Below are 17,541 nucleotides of genomic sequence, written 5' to 3'. Positions count from 1 at the left end.
GCACGACCACCGACCTGCTCGTCGGCGGCATGACCTGCGCCGCCTGCGTGAACCGGGTCGAGAAGAAGCTGGGCGGGCTCCCCGGGGTCAGCGCCACCGTGAACCTCGCCACCGGTCGGGCCCGGGTGCGCCACCCCACGGGCACCTCGCCGGACGACCTCGTCGCCGTCGTCGTACGGGCCGGGTACACCGCCGAACTGCCGCCCCCGCCCGCGGAACCGGAACGAGTGACGCCGGTCAACGCGGCGACCGCAGACGGCACCGTCGGCACAGATGCCACAGATGCCACAGATGCCACAGATGCCACAGACGGCACAGACGGCATCGACGCCCGGCACGCCACCGACAGCACACAGGACACGGACGCCGCGAGGGACGCGAGGGAGCGGCGTGCCGAGCGGCACCGGCTCCTGGTCACCGCCGCGCTCTCGCTGCCCGTGCTCGTCCTGCCCATGGTGCCCGCCTGGCAGTTCCGCAACTGGCAGTGGCTGTGCTTCGTGCTCACGGCGCCGGTGGCGGTGTGGGGCGCGTGGCCGTTCCACCGGCGGGCGCTGCGCGGGCTGCGGCACGCCGCCGCGACCATGGACACCCTGGTGTCGCTCGGTGTCGCCGCCTCCTTCTCGTGGTCGGTGTACGCCCTGTTCATCGGTGGCGCGGGCGAGCCGGGGACGCGGATGCCGTTCGAGGTGCTTCCGGCCGCGGGCGGCGGTGCCCACCACGTGTACCTGGAGGCGGCGGTCGGGGTGCCGCTCTCCGTGCTCGCGGGACGCTTCCTGGAGTCACGGGCGCGGCACCGCACGGGTGCGGCGCTGCGTTCACTGGCCTCGCTCGCCGTCAAGGACGTCGCGGTACGGGACGCGGACGGCACGGAGCGGCGGATCCCCGCCGGACAACTGCGGGTGGGCCAGGAGTTCGTGGTGCGGCCCGGGGAGCGGGTGGCCACCGACGGCGTGGTGGTGTCCGGCACGTCCGCGCTCGACCTGTCGCTCGTCACCGGTGAGAGCGAGCCGGTGGCGGCCGGGCCCGGCGGAGCCGTCGTCGGCGCCGCCGTGAACGCGGGCGGGTTCCTCACGGTCCGCGCGACCGCGGTGGGCGCCGACACGCAACTCGCCCGCATCACACGCATGGTGACGGACGCCCAGGCGGGCAAGGCGCGCGCCCAGCGGCTCGCGGACGCCGCGGCGGGCGTCTTCGTCCCCGTGGTCCTGACGCTGGCCGTGACCGTCCTCGGGTTCTGGCTGGGCGCGGGCGCCGCACCCGAGGCGGCGGTCACCGCGTCCGTGGCGGTCCTCGTCGTCGCCTGCCCCTGCGCACTGGGCCTCGCGACGCCCACCGCGCTGCTCGCCGCCACCGGGCGCGGTGCCCGGCTCGGCGTGCTGATCAGCGGGCCACGCGCCCTGGAGACGCTGCGCCGGATCGACACCGTCGTCCTCGACAAGACCGGCACGCTGACGACGGGCCGTATGACCGTCACCGACGTCACCGCCGCACCGGACGGCCTCGGCCGCGACGCGGTGCTGCGGCTCGCCGGGGCCGTCGAAGGCGGCTCCGAGCACCCGCTGGGGCGCGCCGTCGTCGCGTACGCCAGACAGGAACTGGCGGCGGCGGAGTTGCCTCTGGTCACCGAGCTGCCCCAGGTCACCGACTTCCACGCGACGCCCGGGCAGGGTGTCCGCGGGACGGTGGAGGGGCGCGAGGTGGAGGTGTGCTCGCCGGGCTCGGACCCGGGCAGCGTGCTGCCCGGTGTGTTCGGCCGCGCCCTCGCTGAGGCCGAGTCGGCCGCGCGGACCGTGGTCCTGGTGCGCGTCGACGGCGTCGTCGAGGCCGTCGTGGCCGTGGGCGACGTGCTGCGGCCCGAGAGCTACCGCGCCGTGGACCGACTGCGGCGGCTCGGTGTGCGCCCTGTGCTCGCCACCGGGGACCGCCCCGCGGTCGCGCACGCCGTGGCCGCCGACCTGGGGATCGACGAGGTGCACGCGCGCTGCACACCGCAGGACAAGGCGGCGCTCGTCGGGCGGTTGCGGGCCGATGGCCGCCGGGTCGCGGTGCTCGGTGACGGCGTGAACGACGCCGCGGCGCTCGCCCGCGCCGACCTGGGCATCGCCATGGGCTGCGGCAGCGACACCGCGATCGGCGCGGCCGATGTGACACTGGCCGCCGGTGACATCGGCGCCGCTGCCGTCGCGGTGCGGCTCGCCCGCCGCACCATGGCCACCATCCGCACCAACCTGATCTGGGCGTTCGGCTACAACGCCCTCGCCGTGCCGCTCGCCGCGGTCGGCCGCATCGGGCCGATGACGGCGGCCGTCGCGATGTCCCTCAGCTCCCTGCTAGTGGTCGGGAACAGCCTGCGGCTGCGTACGTGGGAACCGGCGCGGCGGAGTGCGGCGCCGCGGAGTGCGGCGCGGCGCGGAGGTGGGCTTCGGTGAGCGAGGAGAAGCCGGTGGCCGCCAGAGGCGGCGAAAGGCCCGCCGCTGCCGCGTGGGCGCGGCGGCATCTGCCCGGTGTGCTCGCCCCCGTCGTCGCCTGCGCGGTGGCCCTCACCGGCCTCTCGGCCTGGGTCGCCGCCGGGGCCGCGGGCGGGCCCGCGCGCATCGCCGTCGGCGACGCCCGGGTGTTCCTGCCGTACGGCGGCAAGGCGGAGACGGCGGCCTTCTTCCGGATCACCAACAGCGGGGAGTCCGGCGACACCCTGCTGTCCGTCGCCTCGCCCGCGGCCGGCGACGTGATGCTGAGCCGGACCGTGGAACGGGCGGGGAACGTGGAGTCGATGCGGATGGTCGGCTCCGCGGCGGTGCCCGCGCGTTCCGTGGTGCGGATGACACCCGAGGGCCTGGACGTGATGCTGCGCCCCCAGAAGACCCTGCGGCTCGGCGACGAGGTGCCCTTCGTGCTGCGCTTCCGGCACGGCGGGGACGTACGGGTGCGGGCGGTCGTGGTCCGGCCCGGTAGCTGAGCGCCGCCGATCCGCCGTACGTGTACGGGAACTCCCCGCGCCCCCCGTCCGACTACTGGCGCGCGGGGAGCCGCCGGACGGGCGGTCCTGGAAGGGGTGCGGGGAAGCGGATGGGCGGTCTTGACGTACGTATGCGGGGCGTGACCTGCGGTCATGGGCGCGTGGTCGCTGTCGACGGGGTGGATCTCGACATCGCCGCCGGGGAGCGCGTCGCCCTCACAGGGACGAACGGCTCCGGCAAGTCGACACTGCTGCGGGCCGTCCTCGGACTGCACCGGCGGCACACGGGCAGCATCCTCGTCGGCGGCCGCGGTACGGCGTCGGCGGCGGACCGGGCGTGGCGGCGCCAGGCCTGCGCCTGGGTGCCGCAGAAGCCCGCGACCGGACGGTTCCCGCTGCTCGCGGGCGAACTCCTGGACTCCGCGGGCGCGCCCGAGCAGACGGCCGACGCGGCCAGCGACCTCGGCGTGGGCGAGCTGCGGCGCCGGCCCCTCGACACGCTGTCCGGGGGCCAGTTGCAGCGTGTGTACCTGGCCCGCGCCATCGGGTGCGTGGCCGCGGGTGCGGGCGTGCTGCTCGCCGACGAGCCCACCGCCGCCCTCGACTTCGCGGGCCAGGAGGAGGCCGCGGCGGCCCTCACGGCACTGCCGGTCACGCTCGTCGTCGTCACCCACGACCGCGAGCTCGCCGCCCGCTGCGACCGGGTCTTCGACATGGCGGCGGGGAAGCTGCGGGAGGTGACGCCGTGACGTACACGGCAGTGCCCGCGCTCGGACCCGTCGCCGTGACGTACGCGGCGACGCCCGCGCTCGGCCCCGTCGCCATGACTCCCCCTCCGGAGGACCCCCGATGACCCTCGCCACCGCCGATGTCGGCGCGCTGCTGCACCTCGTGCCGGTGCAGCGGGCCGGGTGGGCGTTGCTGCTCGCCGCCGTCGGGCTTCCGATCGTCGGGGTCGTGATCGTGGGGCTCGACATCATGCCGGTGCGGTTCGCGATGATGCACGTCGCGCTGCTCGGCATCGCCGTCGGTCTGCTCACCGGCCTCGACCCGATGCTGTGCGCCCTGGTGGCCTGCGCGCTCGCCGGAGCCGGTGTCGCCCCCCTGGCCGGGTCCCCCGCCGGTCTGTCCGGGGCGATGGGGCTCTTGATGAGCATGGCGATCGCGGCCGCCCTGCTCGTCCTGTCCGTGTCCGGGGTCAACGCGTCCGGCGCGTTCGCGCTGCTGTGGGGGTCGATCCTGTCCGTGGGCAGCGCCGACCTCGTGGTGGTCGGGGTGCTCGCCGTGGTCGTCCCCGTGCTGTTCTGGTGGCGCCGCCGCGACCTGGCGCTGCTCCTGTACGACCGCGAACTCGCCCAGTGCTCCGGCGTTCCCGTCGGCGCGCTCACCCTCGTCCTGCTCGTCCTCGTCGCCGTGGCGGTGGCAGGGGCGATCAAGCTGACCGGGGCGCTGCTCGTGGACGCGCTCACCCTGCTGCCCGCGCTCGCCGCGCGCCGCCTCGGCAGGCGGCTCACCACCATCGCGCTGTGGGCCGTGGCCATCGGCGTCACCGTGAACGTCACGGGCTTCCTCATCGCCCTGTGGCTGGACTGGCCGCCCGGGCCCGTCCTCGTCCTGACCGCGGGGGCCGTCGTCCTCGCCGTCCATCTCATCCCCGAACGGAGCATCACCTCATGGCGCGCACCGGCGTCCCCACCCCTCCCCTCCGCCCCACCTCCCGCGTCTCCGCCCGCGTCCCGTTGATCGCGCTGAGCGCCGTGCTCGCCCTGACGGCCGCGGGCTGCTCCGACGACTCCTCCGGCGGCGGCTCCGGGGACTCCGGCGGCAAGAAGGACGGGCCTGTCGTCGTCGCCACGACCACGTGGGAGGGCGCGTTCGCGAAGGCGGCGGGCGCGAAGGACGTCACGGTCCTGGTCCCGCCCTCCACGCAGCACGCGCCGGACTACGACCCCAAGCCGTCCGACCTCGCGGCGGTGACGAAGGCGGACTTCGTGCTGTACGCGCCGTTCGAGCCGTACGCGGGGAAGATCAAGGACGCGGCGGGCTCGAAGGCCGACCTGGTGCGGGTGAACCTGGACAACGACGCCGCGAAGGTGCGGGACGAAGTGGCCCGCCTCGGCGAGCTCTTCGGCACCGAGGTCGCGGCGGCGAACTGGCGCAGGACCTTCGACCGCGAGTACGCGCGGCTGTCCGCGGACCTCAAGGCGTCCTGGCCCGGCGGGAAGAGCCCGGCCGTCGTCAGCCAGGTGTTCACCACGTGGTCGGCACGCATGGCGGGCGCGCGGACCGTCGGCACGTACGGCCCGGAGGCCGTGACCGCCTCCCAGCTCGCCGGCCTGTCCGCGAAGAAGCCGGCGCTCGTCCTCGACAACGCGCACATGTCCACCGGCAAGGTCCTGCCGGACTCCGGTGCCCAGCAGGTGAAGATCGTCAACTATCCGGGGAAGGACATGGACCTGCTGCCGGTGTACCGGGAGGCCGCGGAGCAGCTCAAGAAGGCGATGAAGAGCGCCTGAGCGCCCGCCCTGAGCCCGGTGGGGCCGCCGTACGCTCCTTCGGGGACGTACGGCGGCCGGGGCTCAGGCGTGGGCGGCGCGCTCGCGCAGGGCCGTGCGGTCCGGTTTGCCCGCGGGGGTCAGGGGCATTTCGGGGACGAGCAGGAGCCGTTCGGGGTGTTTGGCGCGTGCGAGGCCGCGGTCGGTGAGGTGGCGGCCCAGGTCGTCGAGGGTGGGCGCACCCGCGCCCGCGGCGTGGGCGGACGGCACCACGCAGGCCGCGAGGCGCTCGCCCATCAGCGGGTCGGGTACGCCCACGCACACCACGTCACGTATCGACGGATGCGCGCTCAGCTCCCGTTCGACCTCCGCCGGGCTGATGTTCGCGCCGCCCCGGATCACCACGTCCTTGAGCCGTCCCACGACGTGCAGCACGCCGTGCTCGTCCAGGAGGCCGAGGTCGCCGGTGCGTACCCAGCCCTCGGGAGTGCGGTAGCGGGCGTCCAGTTCGGGGGCGCCCACATAGCAGAGCGGGGTCATGGGGCCGCGCGCGACGATCTCGCCGACCGTGCCTGCGGGCAGGGGTTCGTGGGTGGTGGGGTCGGCCACGCGGATGTCGGCGACGCGGGGGTCCGGGCGGCCCGCGACGACGCCCCGGTCCGCGGAGCCTTCGTCGGGCCCTTCGGCAAGGGGGTCCGGCCCGTCCGGGGCGGCCCCCAGGCCCGTATGGCAGTTGACGCCGTCCGCGGAGCCGTACAGGTTCACCACGGCGCAGCCGAACGCGCGGCGCGCCTCGGCCGCGGTGGTGGCGTCCAGCGGGGCGCCGCCGAGGACCAGGGCGGTCGGCGCGGGCAGCTTCCCGGCCTGCGGGTGTTGCTCCCGCCGCTCCTGTTCCAGGAGGTCCAGGATCATGCGGGCCATCGTCGGTACGCCGAGGATGTGGGTGGGCTCGTGTTCCCGGACGGCGTCGATCGCCGCCCGCGGGGTGAAGTGGTCGAGCAGTACGAGGGTGCCGCCGTGCCGGGCGAGGGCGACGGCCGTGCCGTTGGACCCGAAGGCGGAGGCCAGCGGCACGAGGAAGAGACAGCGCGGCGGGGTGGCCGGGTCCGGCATCAGCGAGGCGAAGAAGTTGCCGCGGCCGCCTGCCAGGGCGTTGTGCGAGTACGCGACCATCTTCGGCTCTGCCTCGGACCCCGAGGAGACGAGGATGCGGGCCGCGCCGTCCGGGTCGGGCCGCGCGGACACGAACGCCGTCGGATCGCTGCGCCGCAGCAACTCCCCCAAGGGCACGGCCCCTTCGGGGGCCCTCCCCGGGCCCGCGGCTATGACGTGGCGGAGGGCGGGACCCGCTGACGGGGCCGGTGCGGGGGCGGCCACCGAGGCCAAGAGCTCCGCCGCGGGCCGGGCGCCACGGTGTTCCGTGGCGGCGACGACCGCCACCGCTCCGGCCCGGCGCAGCAGGCTCGCGGCCTCCGCCGCCCCCCGGCCCACCGGGAACGGCAGCGCGACCGCGCCGACCGCGGCGAGCGCCAGATCGGCGATCACTGCGTCGCGTCCGTTGGGCAGTTGCACGCCGACGACGTCACCGGCTTCGACGCCGAGCTCTCTGAGCCCGACGGCCAGACATCGGACCTTGCGGTCGAGCGCCGTGTAGCAGAGCTTGCCCTTGGCGTCGACGACCGCGGTGCGGTGCAGGTCGCTGATCTGCCGTGCCCGGAAAAGGCTGTACAGGTCGAGGTCGGGACAGGTGCCGTCGAGCGCCCACGAGCGACGCAGGGCGGGGGGAAGCAGATCGGGGAGGGGGAGGGGCATGCGGGGCTCCTGGGGGTGGGTCGGGCGGGGTGGGGCGCTGCGGAACCCGGTCACCGGTGATCACGCCACCGCCGGGGGCCAGAGGTGGGCGCCGGGAGGTGAGCGCTGAGGGGGCGGCGCGCCCTCGGCCGGGCGGTGCGGGGCCGAGGGCGGGTTGGCGGCCGCGTCAGGTGGCCGGTGCCAGGTGCTCGGTGGTCGCGTGATCGGCGCCGGATGGCCGGTGTTCAGGTGCTGGTCGGTGTCAGGTGGGTCGGATAGGACGGATGGGTCAGGTGGGTCCGGTGGGTCAAGTGGTGGCTGGTGGGTCAGGTGAAGGTCCAGGGGGCCGGGACCGTCGGTGCGCCGAGCGAGTCGCGGCCGATGGTTCCCGCGAAGCGCGCGTCGCCGTGCAGGGACGCGAGATCCGTGGTGACGGCCGTCGCCGTCAGGCCGTGCGTGCCGAGCAGGCGCAGCGCCTCCGCCGTGGGCAGACCGGTCAGGTCGTACGCCGCCGCGGCGGTCGCGTACCGGTCGGCCGGGGCCACCCAGCCGTCGGCCGTGCGCAGCGGGCGGCGGAAGCCCGCCGGGCGCCGGGGCTCGGCGCCGCGGGCCGCGCGGTGCAGGGCGGGCGCGGTGAGCACGTCGGCGGCGCCGAGCAGGGAGGAGTCCACGCGTACGCCGCGGCCGCCGTTGCGCTCGCGCAGGAGCAGTCCCGCGAGGACGGCTTCCGCGCCGAGCAGGCCGCCGAGTACGTCGAGAAGGGTCATCAGGGAGGGCGCGGGCGGCTCGTCGGCGGGACGCACCGCCGCGCCGACGCCGGTGCGGGCCTGCACCATGAAGTCCGTACCCATGGGGGCGGGGTCCAGACGACCGGCCCAGCCGCTGGTGTACGCGTACACGATGCCGGGGTTGACGGCCGAGAGGTCGGCGGCGTCGAGGCCGAGTTGCGCGGCCTTGCCCGGCGCCCAGTTGTGCAGGAACACATCCGCCTCCGCGACGAGTTCGCGCAGGCGGCGGCGCCCGGAGGGGGACTTGATGTCGGCCTCGACGGCGCGCTTGCCGCGGTTGAGGGCCAGCCAGCGGGCCGAGACGCCGCCGCAGGCGGGCGGCATGCCGCGGAGCGGGTCGCCGCCCGGGGGCTCGATGCGTACGACGTCGGCGCCGAGGAGGCGCAACAGGTGGGCGGCGAGCGGTGCCTGGATGCGGCGGCCCGCCTCCAGGACGGTGACCCCGGCCAGCGGGCGGCCGGGCGTGGCCGGGTGGGAGCCGGGGCGGCCCGCGGGGACGGCGGCCGGGCCGAGCCGGGACAGCGACCAGGGGGCGGCGGCGTCGTGCTCCGCGGCGCGCTCGGCGAGGGTGCGCAGCGCGCACACCTCGGCGCCGGAGGCCGCGGCGGCTTCCAGGAGACGCGGCCAGCGGTGGCCGCGGGCGGTGGCGTGCAGCGCGTCGGGGAGGGGCGCGCAGGCGGTCGCGTACCGGAACTGGAAGGGGCGCCACCCCGCGCGTATCGCCTCGGCGGGGGCGCCGAGGGCCCGCCAGAACGCGGCCCAGGCGCCCGGGTCGAGGGTCTCCAGCTCGAAGAGGGTGCCGTCGGCGGAGGTGAAGGGGGGTCCGCCGGGGGCGAGTTCGGCGGCTTCGGCCTCGTCGGCACCGGTGGCGGCGAAGTACTGGGAGACGGAGAGGAGTCCGGCGCGGGTGGCGCTGACGGTCACCCCCGGCCCGGCGGTTCCGCTCGCACCGGGGTTGCCGCCGCGGGCCTGGGCGAAGAGTTGGGCCAGCAAGCCCTGCACGGCGAGGACGCCCGCGGCGGTGGCGGTGTAGTCGGCGGCGAGGCCCCTCGGGGTGCCGTCGCGGCGGCCGTGCACGGCCATGACGCCGGTGGCCGCCTGCGCGGTGGCCTCGTCGTGGGCGGCCGCGGCGTGGGGTTCCCCGTGCCGGGGGGCTATGCCGTACGCCGCCGCACCTTCGGAGCCGACCGAGCCTGCCGCGCCATCCAGGCCAGGCCCTCCCGGCCCTCCTGGCCCTCCTGGCCCTCCCAGTCCAGCCGGTCCAGCCGGTCCAGCCGGATCCGCCCAGAGAACGTCCCCCGTGACCGGCCCGAACCCGGCGCCGTCGAGGGTGACGTGACCGCCGGACAGTGCGTACGGGCCCGCCGCTTTGTCGGCGCCCTGCGTGCCCTCCTGGGGCGTGGCACCGAGCAGTCGCAGGTGTTCGGCGGCGAGCCACGTCAGCTCCGGCGGCCCGGCGACGTCGCAGCGGAGCGCGTCCAGGGGGCGGGCGGCGGCCTGTGCGGTGGTGAGGGCTGGTGACGTCATGTCGGTCGTGTCTCCTCTTCCCACGCGGGGCAGCCCCCGCCGGGGTCGTTCCGAACGGGAACCCGGGGCCGTCGGCAGCCGACCAGTTCCATGCAGAGACAGTCGGGCGCCCGGGCCCGCGGGTTCCCGGCGAACGGGAGGAACTGGTGGAAGCGGTGGATGCGGTGGAAGCGGTGCATGCGGTGGGCGGGGCGCAGGGATCGGTGGGAGCGGTGTCGGGGCCGGGCGAGGGGGAGGACGGCGCGGGGCACGTGGGATGCGGGAGCGTGGGCGGGGCCTGTGGCTGTGACTCCGGCTCCGGCTCCGGCTCCGGCTCCGGCTCCGGCTCCGGCTCCGGCTCCGGCGGGGACGGTAGCGGGGTGTGCGGGACCGTGGCGGACGGCACCGGTGCCCGCCCTGGTCCCGATCGGCTCCGGGACCGGGTCTCCGCCTTCCTGCGTGATCACGTCATGCCGTGTGAGGACGTTCTGGACGCCGGTGGGCCGGAGGCCGATGCCGTGCTTCGGGGGTTGCAGGAGCGTGCGCGGCGGGCGGGGCTGTGGGCGTTGCCGCTGCCTGCCGAACTCGGCGGGCAGGGGCTCGGTCTGGCGCGGTACGCCGCGTACGCGGAGGCGGAGGGTGCCAGCGACCACGGGCCCGCCGCGCTCGGCTCCGCGCCCCTCCTCGACGTCCTGATGCTGCGCCGGCACGGCACCCCGCGCATCCGCGAGGAGTGGCTGCCCCGCCTGGTCACGGGCGACCTCCGCACCTGTTTCGCCATGACCGAGCCCGACGTACCCGGCACGGACCCCGTCCGCACCACGACCCGCGCGACCGCCCGCCCGGACGGGAGTTGGCGCCTCACCGGCCGCAAGTGGTTCACCTCCGGCGCGGCGGGCGCCGACCTCGTGACCGTGCTCGCCCGCACCGACGGCGCGCCGCCGGACCGCGGTGGCCTGTCCCTCTTCCTGGTGCCCACCTCGGCGCCCGGTTTCCGCGTCGTACGCGAACTGCCCGTCCTGGGGGCGAGCGGCGCGGGCGGGCAGTGGGAGATCGCGTTCGAGGACGTACGGGTGCCCGGCGACCGGCTCGTGGGCGAGCGCGGTGCCGCTCTCGCCGTCGCCGGGGAGCGGTTGCAGCTCGGGCGGACGTTGCGGTGTCTGCGCTGGCTGGGGCAGGCACAGCGGGCCTTCGACCTGATGGCCGCCCGCGCGGCGACCCGCACCGGGGTCCGCGGCCCGCTCCGTGACCACCAACTCGTGCAGGCCCATGTCTTCGAGTCGCTGCTCGCGCTGCGTACGGCGCGTCCGCTGGTGCACGAGGCGGTGGCGCTGCTCGCCGCGGGTGCCGACGCCCACGTCGAGGTGGGGCTCGCCAAGGTCGCGGCGGCACGCACCCTCCAGCAGGTCGTGGACGCCGCGATCCAGGTGCACGGCGCCGCCGGGCTCGGCCCCGACACCGCGCTGCCCGCGCTGCTGCGTACGGGGCGGGCGGCCCGCATCCTGGACGGTCCCGACGAGTTGCACATCACGTCGGTGGCGCGGCGGGTGCTGCGCGGGTACGTCTGACGGCCGCGTGCTTTCCCGCCCCCCGGCGCGCACTCACGTACGTCCGTGTCATTCCGCGTCATTCCGCGTCATACGTCGCGCGGGTCCACCAGGCCCGTCAGCGCGGCGAGGCCGAGGGCCAGGAAGAAGTCGCCCCAGACGAGTTCGTGCCGCACGGCGGTCCCGGTCGTGGCGTCGTGGCACCCGTCGAGCAACATGCCGGCCGGCGGCCGCCCGCTGCCACTGCCGCCGTCGCCGCCGCCGTCGCTCAGGTGCGCGGTGACCAGACGGCGGAGGACGGCTTCCGCCCGGCGCCCACAGTCCTCGCCGCCGGGCAGGGAGGCGAGCTTGAGCAGGGCGACGGCGGTGATGGCCGCGGCGGAGGTGTCCACCGGCCCGCCGGGGTGCGCCTCGTCGGCGGACGGGACGAGGGGTGGCGGGGCGGGCGTGGGCGCGTCGGGCGCGGACCCCGAGGGCGGCGGGGCGGTGTCGAGTGGTGCCCCCAGGTGTCTCGCCGCCGCGCGCAGCCGTGCGAGGCCCTCGACGGTCCCGGCGGTCCCGGCCGCCCCGGCGGTGCCCCCTGGCAGTGTCAGCGCGTCGGCGACGGCGAGCAGCAGCCAGGCCCGGCCGCGGCTCCAGCCCGGGGGTGGGTCGGTGAGCGGGTGCCAGCCGGTGCTGGGGTCGTGCCGCCAGGCCGACGCGCGCAGCGGTGCCGGGGCGGGCGCTTCGTCCTGCCCGGGCGCGGGCTCCTCGGCCCCGAGGCAGAGGTCCAAGTGCCGGTACAGATGGGACATCGCCGCCTCCCTGCCGTGCGGGCCCGCCGACGCGAGGAGCCGGACCAGACCCGGTACGGCGTCCGCGCGGGCCAGCGTGCGGGGGCCGCCGAACGCCGCGCCCCAGGGGACGAGGCCCAGTTCGGGGTCGTACGCGGTGAGGCAGGTGCGTGCCGCGTGGTCGCGGAGCCGCCTCTCGGGCCCGGAGTCCGGGGCGAGTGCGGTGCCGTACCAGAGGATCAGACCGCGCGTCGCGGTGTCGGCACCGGCCCAGTCGGCGAGCCGGGCCGTGCATGCCTCGGCTGCGGCCCGGTCGGCCACCGCGCCGGTGTGCCTGGCCCGCAGCCACAGCAGTCCCGCCCAGAAGCCGCCGGTCCAGGAACCGCGCCGGGTCGTCGTCCACGTGCCGGTGCCGGGATCGGCGGACAGCGGGAACCGCGCCCCCACCTCACCCAGGCTGACGGCGACCCGCCCGAGCACGGCGCCCAACGCCACCCCGCTCCACCCGCCACCCACCCCGTCCTCCCTGACTCCGCACGCCACCGACGCGCCCGACGCCCCCGGCACCCCTGCGCACCCGGACCTCCAACACTTCCCGTTCCCCCCCTTGTCGATGGCTGGCCGCGCAGTTCCCCGCGCCCCTTGCGGGGCACCCCGCCAGGGGCGCGAGGAACGGCGCGCTCAGCCCCCAGAAAACCCGCGGACGCGACTGCCGAAAACCCCGCAGACGCGACCGCGACTTGTCGATGGCTGGCCGCGCAGTTCCCCGCGCCCCTTGCGGGGCACCCCGCCAGGGGCGCGAGGAACGGCGCGCTCAGCCCCAGAAAACCCGCGGACGCGACTTGCGGCTTGCGCCCCGGCTGGGTGCGCGGGCACCGGTACTCACCCCGCTCGCACCCCCGCCCCCTAACCGCCCCGCACGCCAACACCCCCGCTCGGGAGCCGCCCCCGCTCTCGTACCGCCCACCCCAACCCCACCGCGCCCGCCGCGGCGAACTCCGTGGCCACCAGGGTCCACCCCCATCCGTAGTGGCCCGCCGTGGCGAGGAGGCCGAACAGGGGTGGGCCCGCTGCGAAACCGGTGAAGAAGCCTGCCGAGACCAGGGCGGAGTCCTGGCCCGCGCGGCCGGGGGCCGCGCGCTGCATGACCAGGACCATGGACACCGCGTTGGCCGACACCGCGAACACGCCCACCGCCACCGCCCCGGGCCAGACGAGTGGCCCCACCGCGGTCGCCCCGGCAAGCAGCAGCGCCGCCCCCACCGCGCCCGCCGCGAGCCCGCCAGGCAGCCACTCCGCACGTCCGGGCGTGGCCGCCCTCGACCAGGCCACGCGGCCCACCACCCCGGCCACCCCGAGCACCGCGACCAACGCACCCGCCGCGCCGGACCCCAGATCCAGGCGGTGGGCCCCGTACAGCGCGAGGTACGTGTTCACGGACGCGATACCGCAGCCCAGGAGCAGGGAGAAGGCCGTCAGCCAGGCGATGGCGCCCCGTGGGACCAGAGCGGCGGCGGGCCCGGCGCCGGTACGGGCGGACGGGTCCGTCCGCGGGTCCGCGGGCAGCGTCCGCAGCGCCCACACCGCCGTCACCACCGCCGCGCCCGCCGCCGTCCACACCGCCCCCCGCCAGCCGATCCCGGACGCGAGCGCCGCGAGCGGCAGGCCCGCGGCGAACGCGCCCAGTTGGACGCCGGACTGCTTCATACCGGTGACCGCGCCCCGGCGCGCGGGTTCCACCGCGGCCAGGATCGCCTTGTTCGTCGCCGGGTTGGCGAGCGCCTGCGGCAGCCCGCCCAGGGCCACCGCCGCCAGCAGGAAGCCCGCCCCGGGAGCGGCGCCGATCAGCGCGAGCGCCGCGGCCGAGAGCAGCAGCAGCGCGGCCAGGGCGCGGCGCGGGCCCACCCGGTCGACGATCCTGCCGCCCACCGGTGAGAGGACCGCGGCGGTGCCGAAGCCGATCGTCGTGGTCAGGCCGAGGACGGTGGGTGAGATATCCAACTCGTCCACCAGACGCGGTCCGAGCGCCCCCAGGAGGAACAACTGGAGCATGGAGAAGGCCATGGCGCAGGTGAGGAGGGCGGTGGGCACCGAGGCGCCCGCCATTGCCATCGCCCCCTCCGCCGGTGGCGGTGACGGTGACGAGGCCGGTGGCGAGGGCGGCGGCGGGGCCCCGGTCGCCTGCGCGTCCGCACCGCCCCCGGCCCCGGCCCCGGCACCCGCTCCGGCACCGCCGCTCTCACCCTCCGGATCCATGCACCCGCCCCCCGCCAAGTCCCGTACACCCGAACCATCACCGTACGCACGGATACATCCCGTACCGCCGAACAGGCCGTCGCAGGAGTCGGATGCGCGCCCCCGCTGGTTCCCGGCGGTCTTCGTGACCCGGGCCACACCCCCGCGTCGGCGGCGGAACATTACGGACCCGGCCGCTGTCGCCGCGGGTCGGATGCAAAGATGAGGCCGCCATGACTGGGGGCCGAAGCTGTCGCGCGGTACGGGCTGCGGTGTTCGCGGCCGCCTGTGTGCTGCTCGCGGGCACCGGCCACGCACTCATGTCCAGTACGCCGCTGCCCTGGTGGGCGCTGCCCGGCGCGGCCGTCACGACCTTCGCGGGCGCCTGGCTCCTGGCCGGGCGCGAACGCGGCGTCCTCGTCGTCACCGCCGCGTCCGTCGTGACCCAGGCGGCGCTGCACACCTGGTTCTCGCTGGCCCAGGCCCTGCACCAGGCGCCGTCCGGCGGTGCGTCGCTCGCACAGGAGTGGGCGCGCCATCTGCTGTGCGGGGCGGCGGGTCCGGGGACCATGTCGGAGGCGGACGCGGTGCGCGCCGTCACCGACGCGGGCCTCGCGGACCGGCTGACAGGGCCGCCGCCCGGGCACACCCAGCACTCCATGGGCATGCAGGAGACGATCGCGTCGGGAACCCCCGACGGTGGGTTCGGGGCGGGCTCGCACGCGGTCGGCGCCCACGACATGGCGGGCATGCACGCAGGCCATGACATGGGCGGCATGTCCCCGTTCGGCATGCTTGCCGCGCATCTGCTCGCCGCGCTCCTGTGCGGTCTGTGGCTCGCGTACGGCGAACGTGCCGCGTTCCGCGTGGGCCGTGCCGTCGCGGGCTGGATCGTCGCGCCCCTGCGGCTCGCGCTGCGGCTTCCGCAGCCTCCGCACCGGCCGCGCCTGCGCCCGCGCCGTGACTTCGGCGCTCGCAACGCGCGGCGGCTGCTGCTCGTGTACGCCATCACGTCCAGGGGTCCGCCCCTCGGGATCGCTGTCGGCTGACAAAGACCGCTGTCGGCCGGCAGCCGGTTCTTCCCCGGCCCGCCACGACCGCCGCACGGCGCTCGCACGGCTCGGTACGGCTCTCTTCCTCCGCACACGGCACGGCGCCGCAGGCCCGCGCCATGTGCTGCCGTGCCCTGCCGCCGCTCCGCGCCCTGCCGTGCGCCCGCGCGCCGGGACTGCCACGGCCCGCACGGCTCGTCGAGGAGCGCGACCGCACTCGACGCCGCCGGGCCGAACGACACCGCCCCGGCCACGCCCGCGCGCGGCCGGATCCCGAGCTCCTCCGGACTCCAGAAGGACACCAGGCGATGATTCCTGCCCTGACGGCACCTCCTACCCAGAAGACCGCGAGCACCGCGAGCACCGCGAGCACCGCGAGCACCGCGAGCACCGCGAGCACCGCGAGCACCGCGAGCACCGCGAGCACCGTTCAAGCTGCGTCCGGCGCCCCGGCACGCACCCGCCGCACCGACGCCGCCGACGAACCCGTGACGCGGCTCGCTCTCGCCGCCCGCGACGGCGATCCCGAAGCCGTGGAGCGCTTCGTACGCGCCCTGCACCGCGACGTGCTGCGCTACGTCGCGCACCTCAGCGCCGATCCGCAGGCCGCCGACGACCTCGCGCAGGACACGTTCCTGCGCGCGCTCGGCAGCCTGCACCGGTTCGAGGGGCGGTCGTCGGCGCGGACCTGGCTGCTGTCCATCGCGCGGCGCACCGTCGTCGACAGCCTGCGGCACGCCGCCGCGCGGCCCCAGCTCTCGGACCGCGACGACTGGCAGACCGCCGCCGAGCAGGCGCAGCCGCGCGGTCTGCCGGGCTTCGACGACGGCATCGCGCTCGCCGAACTCCTCGACGCGATACCGGCCGAGCGGCGCGAGGCGTTCGTGCTCACGCAGTTGCTCCAGCAGCCCTACGCGGAGGCGGCCGCCGCCATCGGTTGTCCCGTCGGCACGGTGCGCTCCCGCGTGGCGCGGGCGCGGGCCACCCTCATCGAAGCCCTGGCCGCGGCCTGACCGCCCCGCAAGGGGCGCGGGGAACTGCGCGCTCAGCGCGCGACAAGCCGCAGACGCGTCTGCCGAGCAACTGTGCACACGCGTCCGCGACTTCGTCGTGGCTCGCCGCGCCGTTCCCCGCGCCCCTAGGGGCTGCTCACACCGCCCCGCAAGGGGCGCGAGGAACTGCGCGCTCAGCCCAAGAAAAGCCGCAGACGCGTCTGCCCAGCAAGCATGCACACGCGTCCGCGACATCGTCGTGGCTCGCCGCGCCGTTCCCCGCGCCCCTAGGGGGTGCTCACACCGCCCCGCAAGGGGCGCGAGGAACTGCGCGCTCAGCCCAAGAAAAGCCGCAGACGCGTCTGCGGCATCGTTGTGGCTCGCCGCGGCGTTCCCCGCGCCCCTGGGAGGGGCACCCCGCCGCCCGCTACGAGGTGCCGTAGCGGTGGAAGCCGTGGCCGGACTTGCGGCCGACGTGGCCCTCGGCGACCATCTCGCGCAGCTTGCCGCAGGGCTGAAAGCGTTCGTCCCCGGTGCATTCGAGGAGGACGTACAGGGTGTCGACGATGGTGTCGAGGCCGATGAGGTCGCCGGTGGCGAGCGGGCCCATGGTGTGTCCGAAGCAGTCCTGGAAGATCCGGTCGACGGTGGCCGGGTCCGCGGTGCCCTGCTGCACCACCGTGGCCGCCTCGTTGATCGTGAGCATCAGGATCCGGTTGGAGACGAAGCCGGGCGCGTCCGAGACGACGATGCCGGTCTTGCCGATGCCCGCGAGCAGGGCGAGGGCGGTGTCCAGGGTCTCGTCCGCGGTCCGCGGGCCCCGGATCACCTCCACCGCCTCCTTCAGCGGCGCCGGGTTCATGAAGTGCATGCCGAGTACCCGCCGCGGTCTGCCCGTGTGCGCGGCGAGCCGCTCCACCGGGATCGCCGAGGTCACCGTGGCGAACACGGCGTCGGGCGGGCACACCTCGTCGAGTTCGCGGAACACCTTCTCCTTCAGCGGGATGCGCTCCGGCGCGCATTCGAGCACGAACCGCGCGTCGGCCAGCTCCTGCGGACGCCGCGCCCAGGTGACCGCGTCCAGGGCCGCGTCCATCGGTACGGCCGCGGGCCGCTTGCGGAACATCCTGGCGAGGCGGATGCCGTCGCGCAGCCGGGCCGGGGCGGTGGCCAGTGCCGCCTCCTCGGGGTCGACCACGATCACACGGTGTCCGGCCTCGGCGAGGCACTGGGCGATGCCGGTGCCCATCGTGCCCGCGCCGACGACACCGATCACACCGGCCACACCGGCCACACCGGCCACACCGGACGCACCGGACGCACCGGACGCACCGGACGCACCGGCCACATCGGGCGCACCGGACGCACCGGCTTCCGCGCGTGCGCTGTTTGGCTCGTTCATCTGC

General features: G+C 76.0%; 13 protein-coding genes. 8 read left to right on the top strand and 5 right to left on the bottom strand.

Translation table 11 applies throughout. The features are described 5' to 3' along the window. The first annotated feature begins 29 nt into the window (after positions 1-29). The 5 genes from IG78_RS0128560 (at position 30) to IG78_RS0128540 (ending at position 5,472) form a co-directional block, all read left to right on the top strand. Positions 30-2,429, top strand: a complete 2,400-nt coding sequence (locus tag IG78_RS0128560; protein WP_051853024.1) for a heavy metal translocating P-type ATPase — start codon at positions 30-32, stop codon at positions 2,427-2,429. Continuing rightward, on the top strand, positions 2,426-2,956 hold the full coding sequence (locus IG78_RS0128555; protein ID WP_225882255.1) for a copper chaperone PCu(A)C: 531 nt from the start codon (positions 2,426-2,428) through the stop codon (positions 2,954-2,956). Before IG78_RS0128560 ends, IG78_RS0128555 begins: the two co-directional genes overlap by 4 nt. A 110-nt stretch (positions 2,957-3,066) precedes the next feature. After that, positions 3,067-3,705, top strand: coding sequence for an ABC transporter ATP-binding protein (locus tag IG78_RS0128550; protein ID WP_030568244.1), 639 nt, complete (start codon positions 3,067-3,069; stop codon positions 3,703-3,705). A 100-nt stretch (positions 3,706-3,805) separates the two neighbouring features. Continuing rightward, positions 3,806-4,699 (top strand): metal ABC transporter permease, encoded by an 894-nt coding sequence (locus IG78_RS0128545; RefSeq protein ID WP_030568243.1) that lies wholly within the window; start codon positions 3,806-3,808, stop codon positions 4,697-4,699. Then, positions 4,630-5,472, top strand: coding sequence for a metal ABC transporter solute-binding protein, Zn/Mn family (locus tag IG78_RS0128540; protein ID WP_030568242.1), 843 nt, complete (start codon positions 4,630-4,632; stop codon positions 5,470-5,472). Before IG78_RS0128545 ends, IG78_RS0128540 begins: the two co-directional genes overlap by 70 nt. Before the next feature lie 63 nt (positions 5,473-5,535). On the opposite strand, the gene IG78_RS0128535 is transcribed toward IG78_RS0128540, so the two are convergent. Both IG78_RS0128535 and IG78_RS0128530 read right to left on the bottom strand, forming a co-directional pair. Continuing rightward, a complete protein-coding gene (locus IG78_RS0128535) occupies positions 5,536-7,263 on the bottom strand; it encodes a class I adenylate-forming enzyme family protein (protein ID WP_030568241.1) in 1,728 nt (575 codons plus the stop codon). A 305-nt stretch (positions 7,264-7,568) separates the two neighbouring features. Then, the gene (locus tag IG78_RS0128530) at positions 7,569-9,557 is read right to left on the bottom strand and encodes a CoA transferase (protein ID WP_030568240.1); all 1,989 of its coding nucleotides are present in this window, start codon (positions 9,555-9,557) and stop codon (positions 7,569-7,571) included. A 449-nt stretch (positions 9,558-10,006) separates the two neighbouring features. On the opposite strand from IG78_RS0128530, the gene IG78_RS0128525 reads away from it, so the two are divergent. Further along, on the top strand, positions 10,007-11,104 hold the full coding sequence (locus tag IG78_RS0128525; RefSeq protein WP_404827842.1) for an acyl-CoA dehydrogenase family protein: 1,098 nt from the start codon (positions 10,007-10,009) through the stop codon (positions 11,102-11,104). Positions 11,105-11,172: 68 nt separating this feature from the next. Here IG78_RS0128525 and IG78_RS0128520 read toward each other — a convergent pair whose 3' ends face one another. Then, positions 11,173-12,372, bottom strand: a complete 1,200-nt coding sequence (locus IG78_RS0128520) for a hypothetical protein (protein WP_030568235.1) — start codon at positions 12,370-12,372, stop codon at positions 11,173-11,175. 390 nt (positions 12,373-12,762) lie between these two features. Further along, entirely contained in the window at positions 12,763-13,968 is a 1,206-nt protein-coding gene (locus IG78_RS0128515; RefSeq protein ID WP_051853013.1) for an MFS transporter, read from the bottom strand. Positions 13,969-14,324: 356 nt separating this feature from the next. Here IG78_RS0128515 and IG78_RS0128510 point away from each other — a divergent pair, with 356 nt between their 5' ends. Together IG78_RS0128510 and IG78_RS0128505 are read left to right on the top strand one after the other, a co-directional pair. Further along, positions 14,325-15,140 (top strand): hypothetical protein, encoded by an 816-nt coding sequence (locus tag IG78_RS0128510; protein ID WP_030568231.1) that lies wholly within the window; start codon positions 14,325-14,327, stop codon positions 15,138-15,140. Between the two features lie 311 nt (positions 15,141-15,451). After that, complete coding sequence (locus tag IG78_RS0128505) at positions 15,452-16,156, top strand: sigma-70 family RNA polymerase sigma factor (RefSeq protein WP_249926144.1); 705 nt, start codon at positions 15,452-15,454, stop codon at positions 16,154-16,156. A 406-nt stretch (positions 16,157-16,562) separates the two neighbouring features. Here IG78_RS0128505 and IG78_RS0128500 read toward each other — a convergent pair whose 3' ends face one another. Beyond that, positions 16,563-17,537: a 3-hydroxyacyl-CoA dehydrogenase family protein gene (locus IG78_RS0128500; protein ID WP_078965939.1), complete on the bottom strand. Its 975-nt coding sequence runs from the start codon at positions 17,535-17,537 to the stop codon at positions 16,563-16,565. Positions 17,538-17,541 lie beyond the last annotated feature (4 nt).

It is taken from the genome of Streptomyces aureocirculatus (assembly GCF_000720475.1).
Taxonomy (GTDB): domain Bacteria; phylum Actinomycetota; class Actinomycetes; order Streptomycetales; family Streptomycetaceae; genus Streptomyces; species Streptomyces aureocirculatus.
Note: the sequence above shows the minus strand (reverse complement) of the source record. Positions and strands in the feature narration are given on the sequence as shown.